An 8,536-nucleotide genomic window follows, 5' to 3' on the forward strand; every position below is an offset into this window, starting at 1 on the left:
AGCCAGTCTGTTCTTCCGGCTGGTCAACCGGCGCTACGAGCGGGCCAGTATCATCCTGACCTCCAACAAGAGCTTTACCGACTGGGGTGAGGTGTTCGGGGATCAGGTCATTGCCACCGCGATACTGGACCGGCTACTGCACCACTCGACGACCTTGAACATCAAAGGAGAAAGCTACCGGCTGAAGGACAAGCGAAAGGCCGGACTGATCGCGGCCAATACCGCGAAAGTGAATACCGACAACCCCAACCCAGAGGAGGAAACTGTTGCCATCAACTGACGCTGAAATCGTTAAAAACCGGACAATCTAAACCGGTAAAATGCGGACAAAGTGCGCCGGTGTTGACAGTAATGCCAGAGCTCTGTACGGAACAGACGGCTGAAGGCATTTTTTGGCCGGGTTTCGCGGGACCCATGACCCACGCACGTGCGAATGCACTCTTGGCGGCGGAACCAGTCTATCTCGATGATCGGTTTCTTCAAAAATACGAACAAAATGCTTTCTACGACACTACTCCAGTTCGTATCGGTGAGCGTTGGCATTGTAGTCCTTCGTACGGGGGGCAATGGAGTTTCACTGATTGTCGTCGAGAGGGAAGAAACCTGATTAAAGTGCCGATGCGAGAACTGTATCAGCCAAAACCGGACCGTGAAATCCTGCACGCTAAATCTTTCGCTATTGATCCGGCTGACATCGCGCATATTGACTTAAATGAAGAACATGTGGTCGCCAAGGTGAAAAGGATGCTTGATGTGCTTCTGCGATTGGGGGCTGGGCTTTCCGAGCTTGGTTCCACGGTGGGATTAAACAGAACGGCGTTTGAGCTGACTGGTTTCGATCGCGCAGAAATAGCGGCAAACGGGTGGGCGGCTTACCCGGTACTTTGCCGGTTGGGCCAAGTCGCGCCATTGGATATGACACAGCAGGCCTTCCTGGCTCGCTGCAAGAGCATTCACGAGTTGTTACAACGTGTTCCTAACGGATACCTCAAGGGATTGTTGAAACGGGCAGGATGCCCAAGGTCAGAAGTTAGGGACCTTGGAAGCCTTAAGTTGCTGCAGGCGATCTTGAATATAATTGAAACCTTGAACGAGCAAGAGGAAGTAGGTGATGCCTTTTTTTCAGATAGAGAGCCAGAGGGGTGGAATAGGCGAAACGAGGCCATGGCCCCCTTATTCCTGAATAACGATCTTAGAATAGCTGATGCTCACGATACAATGGAGCGGTGCTTAGTGTCGTTGCAGAATCTTGGTTTTGACACAGCCAATGTTAATGCCGGCTATGGGCGGGCACTGGACTTCGTGATGGATGGTGTTATTGATGCTTTAGGAATAGTGGCATCTTCTATTGAAGCGTTGCTGAGGCGTGGCGATCTCTAAGAACATATGCACTTTTTATCAGATGTCTGGACTCAATTCGAGGATACTGAATGAGCAAGAAGATTAAACGTGACCCGAGGCGTATACGTGTTGATCTAGACCCTGAAAATGCCAATCTATGTAGTGGAGTCGCTTTGGATTTCAGAAATCAAGCGATTCTAGGTATAGATGAAACTAGAATGAAACCTTTGGTTGGCAGTACTCATTTGAAGTTTAGTCGCGCGAGAAACAACAAGCCTGATAAGATCCTTTATTCTGGCGCCTCAAATGGGGCGTGGTTCAACTCTAACCAACAAATTCTCTCATATGACCACCTTGTTGCAGTTGACACCAATACTAATTGGTTGAACGGGTCCTCGGTATCAGTGACTGCGGCGTTTCATCTTATCCCAATATCTCCAAGGTTGAAGAAACTTTATTGCCACGCGAGAGTGTTCATGCTTTTCGAGCTTTGGAATGCGAGTGTAAAGCCAGAAAATTTGGGTTGGTGGCAAGTACTAAACGCCATACAGTTGTATCAACATGAGTTCTGCGGAAAGATTGGACTGATTGTAGATTCTGACTTAGGGAATCATCCTGAGTTTAACGATCACAGCAAGCCGATAGTTGGGGACTACTATCTGCCAGATAATGTAACCATGATATACGCTAGTGATAAAGGCGGGCCAGAGCACCTATCCACAAAGATGATTAGGTACTGCCATAATTTGGCTTCGGATCTATATCGAAACAATCAGCTTCTTTTGAACCCAAAGGGTATTGAGAGGGGAGTAGATGGATTTTATTCACATATTCGACAGTGGGATACTGACGAAATGAAGCTTCGGCCATTCGAGGTGTAAGTCGGTTTTGGGGTGATATAGGTTTGAAAGGCGTTGGATTCACGAAAGCGGAGGGGCTTTAATAGTCGAAGACCGTGCTAACAATGAAGGCGAACTTAGAAAAACTTGTCAGTGTTCTTCTTGGATCTTGGAGAATGGGCAATACACCCAGATACTTCAACTTCGTTATAAAAAATCTGTTGATTCTAGGGCCGTAAGCCGACCAAAAATCTCAGTGATCTACAGATTTTGTACTTAGGTGTCCTGAAACCAAACCCACTACCACGATGCTTTTAGCGAAGCACAAGCTCTTCTGCGACCTCGAGCTTAAAGACTATAACTACAAAATGACGATAGCATCATGACTGTGCCACAAGTCGGAATCGTTGCTGAGACCGAAGCGAAGGCCATGATTCCAGCAAGAGTATATGTTGGTTCGATCGAAATACTTTGTTGATGGGGCCTAGCAGAGGATGCGTCCGCAGTCACAGACAAGAGCCAGTCCTTTAGCTCTCGGGTGAGACGACTTGTTCAGCCTTTTACCAAGCGAAGGCCGGTTTTTTCTTGCATGCGATAGAGCTGTGTCATGTCCGATTCGTGGACGTGAAGTATTGCGGCGAGCTCCTCAATAGAATAGCCCAGCTCGTCGATGTGAAGGCGCAACAGCTCAGGGAAAACAGTTGGCTTTTCTGGTGCGAAATCCAACTGGGCTGGCTCGCGTTTCCGGTACGGCCCCATCTGTCTCCACAAGTAAGCGCTCTGGTTGCCCGTGATTTTTCCAAGAGTTTTTGCTCTTACGAGGAGAGCAGCCATGGAGACTTTCCAAACTCCCTTTAGAGAAGCCAGCTTCGGCAGGGTAACCTGCTTTAGTTGGGGGCCAATATCAGTCGCCGGCATCAGAAGTGCCGATGCGAATGCATTTGCTTCCTCTTCCATCGTGGCTGACGGGACTCGGTGCATTACCAAATGGCCAAGCTCATGTGCCAAGGTAAATCGTCGGCGGTCAGCAGGCCTTTCGGAATTCAAGAAGATGCACGGCGGGAGCCCTGGAACAGCTAACGTGACACCGTCAATATCTGAGCCATTGAATTCGTTTTCTATTACCAAAACCCCGGCTTGTTCAACGTATTCAGTCAAGTTAGCAATGGGGCCTCGAGGAATTAACCAAGTGCGACGAACCAAGCTTGCAATTTCCTCTGGGTCTCCATGGTATTCGTCTACGTCGAACTCTGGTAACGGAAAAGATGCATCGAGGTCAACCGCCTTGATCAATCTTCGGAGGTGCATTATGCGAATGTTTAGCTCCGCTTGAACCGCATCAAGCGTCTTTACGCCAACCTTGCTTTTTTTACGGAACATGGGATGAACGCTTACGGGTAAACCATAAATACGGTCTGACTGTACAAAGAAGCTTTTCGGCAGCTTGAGGGCATCGGCCAGTCTTTCTATGGTGTCGTCGTCAGGCTCCTTAACGCCTTGCTCAATTTTCGAGAGAAAGCCTTGAGTGATACCTCCCCGCTCGGCCAGGTCTGTTTGGCTCATCTTCCTGAGCTGACGACCAATTTGGATCAATTCGCGATTGAAGCCGCTCATAATTTGATTACTCCGCGCCTTACTGTTAGCGGTCAATTCTTTCGGTGTTATCGTTTACAAGATGAAAGCGCTCATGTTGGCACTGTCTCTGACGAACGAAAAGCAGCCCTCCAATCAAGGAGGGCTGCTGTAACCAAGAAGGCCTAAATAGACTCTATCTCTGTCGCTCCGACTAACGCAGTTCGCCGGTAGGTGATTAATGCTTTAGCCATCGCCACCTGACTTCTCTCTCCCATCTTCACCCTTACGAGTTTTTTCGTCTTTGAGCCGGACGATCCGACGGGAAGCGACTTGCGGGGCTGGTTGCTCGACTGGAAGGTCGACAACATTGGCCGCAGGAGTCTCTACCAGGTCATAGCTCCAAATAACTTGGTTTGCGTTACGAGCCACTATCAGTATCTGGGAGATCTCGGTCTCAGTGTGGTCCAAAACGTAAACAACCTCTACCTTTGTCGGATACCCAAACAAATCGTTCTCGGGCTCATGAAACTTCAGCGCTTCTTGTGTCGGGTAATTCCGGCTTAGCCCGGATACATTACCTTTTTTGAAACGCAATACAACTGAGTCGTCTATGAGGAAGTAGTGTGTTTGCGAGCGGCTCACTACATCAACGCGAGGGTCGTTCTCAAACGCGTCGAAGGCACGCTGCATCATCGCATCCCAAACTATGCATGCCCGAGTGCGGCTACTTGCCGGCTGCAGCTCCAGCTCGGTGGATCGCCACTTTGCCCACGCCCCAGAGACAATGCTGGCCAGAGTTGAGTGAAGCGGTTGGAGAACGCTCTGAACGTGACTTTCTTGGGGCAACGACATAAGGGAGCACCTTGGAGTATAAATTTTACAAAATATTCCCAAAATTATTCCAGCCTGTCAAGCTTTGTCTTCTGATGTTTGACTTAGTTTACCATAAAGTCCGTAACCTATTGATATTTAATGGTTTTTTCTGTTGTGCTAATTTAACCTTTGTGGGGCTACAGGGTGGCTTCGGATGAGCAAGGGTCTTCCTCATAATCACTCCTCTGGGGTGATTGTGCAGACAGTTATAACGTGTGTGACTCTTTAATCTGTGCGGTGTAGACTCTCGTGCCGCGTGGTTATGAATTTTACAGAGCTATATGTAAAGGAACTTAAGAAAATGTCAGCCCTATCCAGCCTCCTCGCCACCTATCGTTCGGCCTCAATCACCGAGAGAGAAAAAGGCACCTACTTCGAAGAGCTGATCTGCGCCTATCTGCGCAATGAACCTACCTATTATGATTTATATGAGCAGGTGTGGACGTATTCGGATTGGGCCAAAGAGCGCGGCATTGACGGTCGTGACACGGGCATTGACTTAGTCGCTAGAACCCAGGGCACTGGCGAATATCACGCCATTCAGTGCAAACTGTACGCAGAGAATTATAGGGTTCAGAAAAAGGACATCGACAGCTTCTTCACTGCCTCCGGCAAGGCTCCGTTCTCGCATCGCATCATTGTTACTACGACCAATAACTGGAGCGAACATGCCGAAGACGCGCTGCAGGGCCAGCAGCCCCCCGTCAGCAAGATCGACCTCCAAGCGCTGGAAGACAGTCAGATCGACTGGGTAAAGTACCAGTCCAAGCACACGGTGGCGCTCAAGGCTAAAAAAACACTTCGGGAGCATCAGAAGTCAGCATTGAACGCCGTGGCAGCAGGCTTGAAAGAAGCCGAGCGCGGCAAGTTGATCATGGCCTGTGGCACCGGTAAGACCTTTACCAGCCTCAAAGTAGCCGAACAGCTCGCAGGGCAAGGAAAGCGTGTACTGTTTCTGGTTCCCAGCCTGTCCCTGCTGTCGCAGACCCTCACTGAGTGGACGCAGGAAAGCGAAACTCCGCTGCACAGCTTCGCCGTCTGCTCAGACAATGATGTCGGCAAGAAGCGCAAGCAGGACGATGACGCGGTACAAGTTTTTACTCATGAGCTGCGCTACCCAGCGACCACAAAGGCGGATCGCCTTGCCGAGGAAATGATCAAACGGCATGACGATGAGCACATGAGTGTGGTGTTCTCTACCTACCATTCCATCGATGTAATCAGTCGTGCCCAGCATGAGCACAGCCTAGCCGCATTTGATCTGGTCATTTGCGACGAGGCCCACCGCACCACCGGCGCCACCTTTGGCGACGATGACGAAAGCAACTTCGTGCGTATCCACGACGCCGACTACATCAGTGCCGCAAAACGCCTGTACATGACCGCCACGCCGCGTATCTATGGTGACAGCGCCAAGGTCAAGGCGGAGTCCGGCGAAGTGACCCTGTGCTCCATGGATGACGAAGCGTTGTATGGCAAAGAGCTGTTCGTCGTCAACTTCTCAGAGGCCGTCCAGCGTGGTCTGCTCACCGACTACAAAGTGCTGGTACTGACGGTTGAAGAAAGCGTCATCAACCGCCGCCTTCAAGATCTGCTGAGGGATGAGGACAATCAGCTCAAAGTAGACGATGCCGCCAAGATCGTCGGCTGCTGGAAGGCACTGGCCAAGCAAGGGCTTGCCGACGAGCTCGTGGGCGATGACCAGCCCATGAAGCGTGCGGTCGCCTTTTGCCAGGTGATCTCGCCCAACTACAAGGGCGCCAAGCATAAAGTAAGCTCGATGAATATTGCCGGCATGTTCCAGGAGGTTGTTGAAGCCTACCAGGAGGCCGAAGGCATAGAGGACGACTCGCGTCTGATCTGCGAAGCGACGCACGTGGATGGCAGCATGAATGCCAGCCAAAAGGAATCCAAACTGACGTGGCTGAAAGAAGAGCCTCCCGCCGATACCTGCCGCGTCCTGAGCAACGTACGCTGCCTGTCCGAGGGCGTGGACGTACCGGCTCTGGATGCCGTACTGTTCCTGACACCGCGCAACTCGCAGGTCGATGTGGTCCAGTCGGTAGGGCGGGTGATGCGCAACGCGCCGGGCAAGAAGCGCGGCTACGTGGTACTGCCAGTGGTCATTCCCGCCGGGATGAAAGCCCATGAAGCGCTCAACGACAACCAAACCTATAAGGTAGTCTGGCAGGTGCTACAAGCACTTCGCTCCCACGATGACAGCTTTGACGCCATGATCAATAAGCTGGATCTAATCGGCTCTGACCCGCGCAAGATGGAAGTTATCGCCATTACCGACAAGGTGACGAAGAAGGCTAAAAGCAGCAGCAAGAATACTGGCAAGGGTCAGTACGGCATAGGTGAAAAACGGGCAAAATACGACGCCGAAGGCCAGCTTACCCAGCAGGCCGACCTGACCTACGAGGTCGGTGACATCGAAAAGGCCATCTACGCCAAGATCGTCGAGAAGTGTGGTAACCGCCACCACTGGGAAGATTGGGCCAACGACATCGCCAAGATTGCCCGCACCCATATCGATCGCATCCAAGGCATTTTGGAGAACCCAGCCAACACTCAGGAAAAAGCCGCCTTTGAGGCCTTTGCCGCCGAATTGCGTGACGACCTAAACGACAGCATCAGCGACGGCGAGATTATCGAAATGCTGGCCCAGCACCTGGTAACCAAGCCGGTGTTTGACGCCCTGTTTGATGAGTACAGCTTTGCAAAAAACAACCCCATGGCCAAGGCCATGCAGAGCGTGCTGGACGCCTTGCACGAGCACCGCCTGAACAAGGAGGCGGCCACCCTGGAGAAGTTCTACCAGAGTGTACGCATGCGTGCTGCTGGCATTAATAGCGCCCAAGGTAAGCAGAAAATCATCGTCGAGCTGTACGACAAGTTCTTCCGCAACGCCTTCCCGAAAATGACCGAGCGCCTGGGTATCGTCTACACCCCGGTCGAAGTGGTGGACTTCATCCTCCACAGCGTCAACCATCTGCTACAAAAGGAGTTCGGGCAGACCCTTGGCAGCAAGGGTGTTCATATCATCGACCCGTTCGTTGGTACTGGAACTTTCATCACTCGGCTGATCCAGTCGGGCTTGATCAAGTCGGATGAATTGCCGCATAAGTACAAGCACGAAATTCATGCCAACGAGCTGGTATTATTGGCCTATTACATTGCAGCCATAAATATAGAGTCGGCCTACCACGGAGAAGTCATCGACGAATACGCGCCTTTTGAAGGTATCTGCCTAACAGACACCTTCCAGATGTATGAGAAAGACGATCTAGTCGATGCGCTGCTGGTGGACAACAGCGCACGTCGTATGCGGCAAAAAAGCTTGGATATTCGGGTTATTGTTGGCAATCCACCTTATTCAGAGGGGCAGAAAAGTGAAAACGATAATAACGCTAATCTGGGCTACCCTAAGTTAGATAGTAAAATTCGATCAACATATGCTCGGCAGTCTGCCGCAACGCTTTCGAAAGGTTTATACAATAGCTACATACGTGCAATTCGTTGGGCAAGTGATCGCTTAGGTGAGAGCGGCGTTATAGGTCCGTGTTACCCACAATTGGTGGACACCTTCTATAGTTAGATAAACCACTATTGAGGTGTTCAAAATGGCACGTAAAAAGAGACAAGCCTACACAGAAGAGTTTCGCCGGGAAGCGGTTAATCGCTCCCAGAAAGAAGGCTGCACGACGGCCTCGGTCGCCAGAGAATTGGGAATAAGCCCACAGCAGATATATAACTGGAGACGTCAGTTTAACCGATTATCTGATAAACAGTTCAACTCGGTTGATGGGATCGATTATTCGAAGAAGGAAAGCGCTGAGCTTAGAAAGCTCCGCCGGGAGAAGGCCGAGCTGGAAAAGGAGCTGGCCTTCCTAAAAAAGGCAGCG

General features: G+C 50.8%; 7 protein-coding genes. 5 read left to right on the forward strand and 2 right to left on the reverse strand.

What is annotated here, in order from left to right:
- From G547_RS21795 to G547_RS0115840, 3 genes are all read left to right on the forward strand, one after another.
- The coding region (locus tag G547_RS21795) for an ATP-binding protein (protein WP_245573480.1) at positions 1-280 on the forward strand (280 nt) is incomplete at its 5' end.
- 134 nt (positions 281-414) lie between these two features.
- On the forward strand, positions 415-1,380 hold the full coding sequence (locus G547_RS21800; protein WP_211224579.1) for a hypothetical protein: 966 nt from the start codon (positions 415-417) through the stop codon (positions 1,378-1,380).
- A gap of 50 nt (positions 1,381-1,430) precedes the next feature.
- Positions 1,431-2,222, forward strand: a complete 792-nt coding sequence (locus G547_RS0115840; RefSeq protein ID WP_027330685.1) for a hypothetical protein — start codon at positions 1,431-1,433, stop codon at positions 2,220-2,222.
- A gap of 510 nt (positions 2,223-2,732) precedes the next feature.
- On the opposite strand, the gene G547_RS0115845 is transcribed toward G547_RS0115840, so the two are convergent.
- Both G547_RS0115845 and G547_RS0115850 read right to left on the reverse strand, forming a co-directional pair.
- On the reverse strand, positions 2,733-3,794 hold the full coding sequence (locus tag G547_RS0115845) for a helix-turn-helix domain-containing protein (RefSeq protein ID WP_027330686.1): 1,062 nt from the start codon (positions 3,792-3,794) through the stop codon (positions 2,733-2,735).
- Between the two features lie 204 nt (positions 3,795-3,998).
- Positions 3,999-4,607 carry a hypothetical protein gene (locus tag G547_RS0115850; RefSeq protein WP_027330687.1) on the reverse strand — a complete coding sequence of 203 codons (609 nt, stop codon included), beginning with the start codon at positions 4,605-4,607 and terminating at the stop codon, positions 3,999-4,001.
- A 322-nt stretch (positions 4,608-4,929) separates the two neighbouring features.
- Here G547_RS0115850 and G547_RS21805 point away from each other — a divergent pair, with 322 nt between their 5' ends.
- Positions 4,930-8,229, forward strand: coding sequence for a DEAD/DEAH box helicase (locus G547_RS21805; protein WP_211224580.1), 3,300 nt, complete (start codon positions 4,930-4,932; stop codon positions 8,227-8,229).
- 25 nt (positions 8,230-8,254) lie between these two features.
- Positions 8,255-8,536, forward strand: a 282-nt coding sequence (locus tag G547_RS0115860; RefSeq protein WP_027330688.1) for a transposase, incomplete at its 3' end; no start/stop codon positions are given.

Source organism: Marinimicrobium agarilyticum DSM 16975 (assembly GCF_000423345.1).
Taxonomy (GTDB): domain Bacteria; phylum Pseudomonadota; class Gammaproteobacteria; order Pseudomonadales; family Cellvibrionaceae; genus Marinimicrobium; species Marinimicrobium agarilyticum.

Bases quoted from the DNA above. Each gene is read 5' to 3' on its own strand.
- G547_RS0115840 (WP_027330685.1), top strand. From the start codon at position 1,431: ATGAGCAAGAAGATTAAACGTGACCCGAGGCGTATACGTGTTGATCTA.
- G547_RS21800 (WP_211224579.1), top strand. From the start codon at position 415: ATGACCCACGCACGTGCGAATGCACTCTTGGCGGCGGAACCAGTCTAT.
- G547_RS21805 (WP_211224580.1), top strand. From the start codon at position 4,930: ATGTCAGCCCTATCCAGCCTCCTCGCCACCTATCGTTCGGCCTCAATC.
- G547_RS0115845 (WP_027330686.1), bottom strand. From the start codon at position 3,794: ATGAGCGGCTTCAATCGCGAATTGATCCAAATTGGTCGTCAGCTCAGG.
- G547_RS0115850 (WP_027330687.1), bottom strand. From the start codon at position 4,607: ATGTCGTTGCCCCAAGAAAGTCACGTTCAGAGCGTTCTCCAACCGCTT.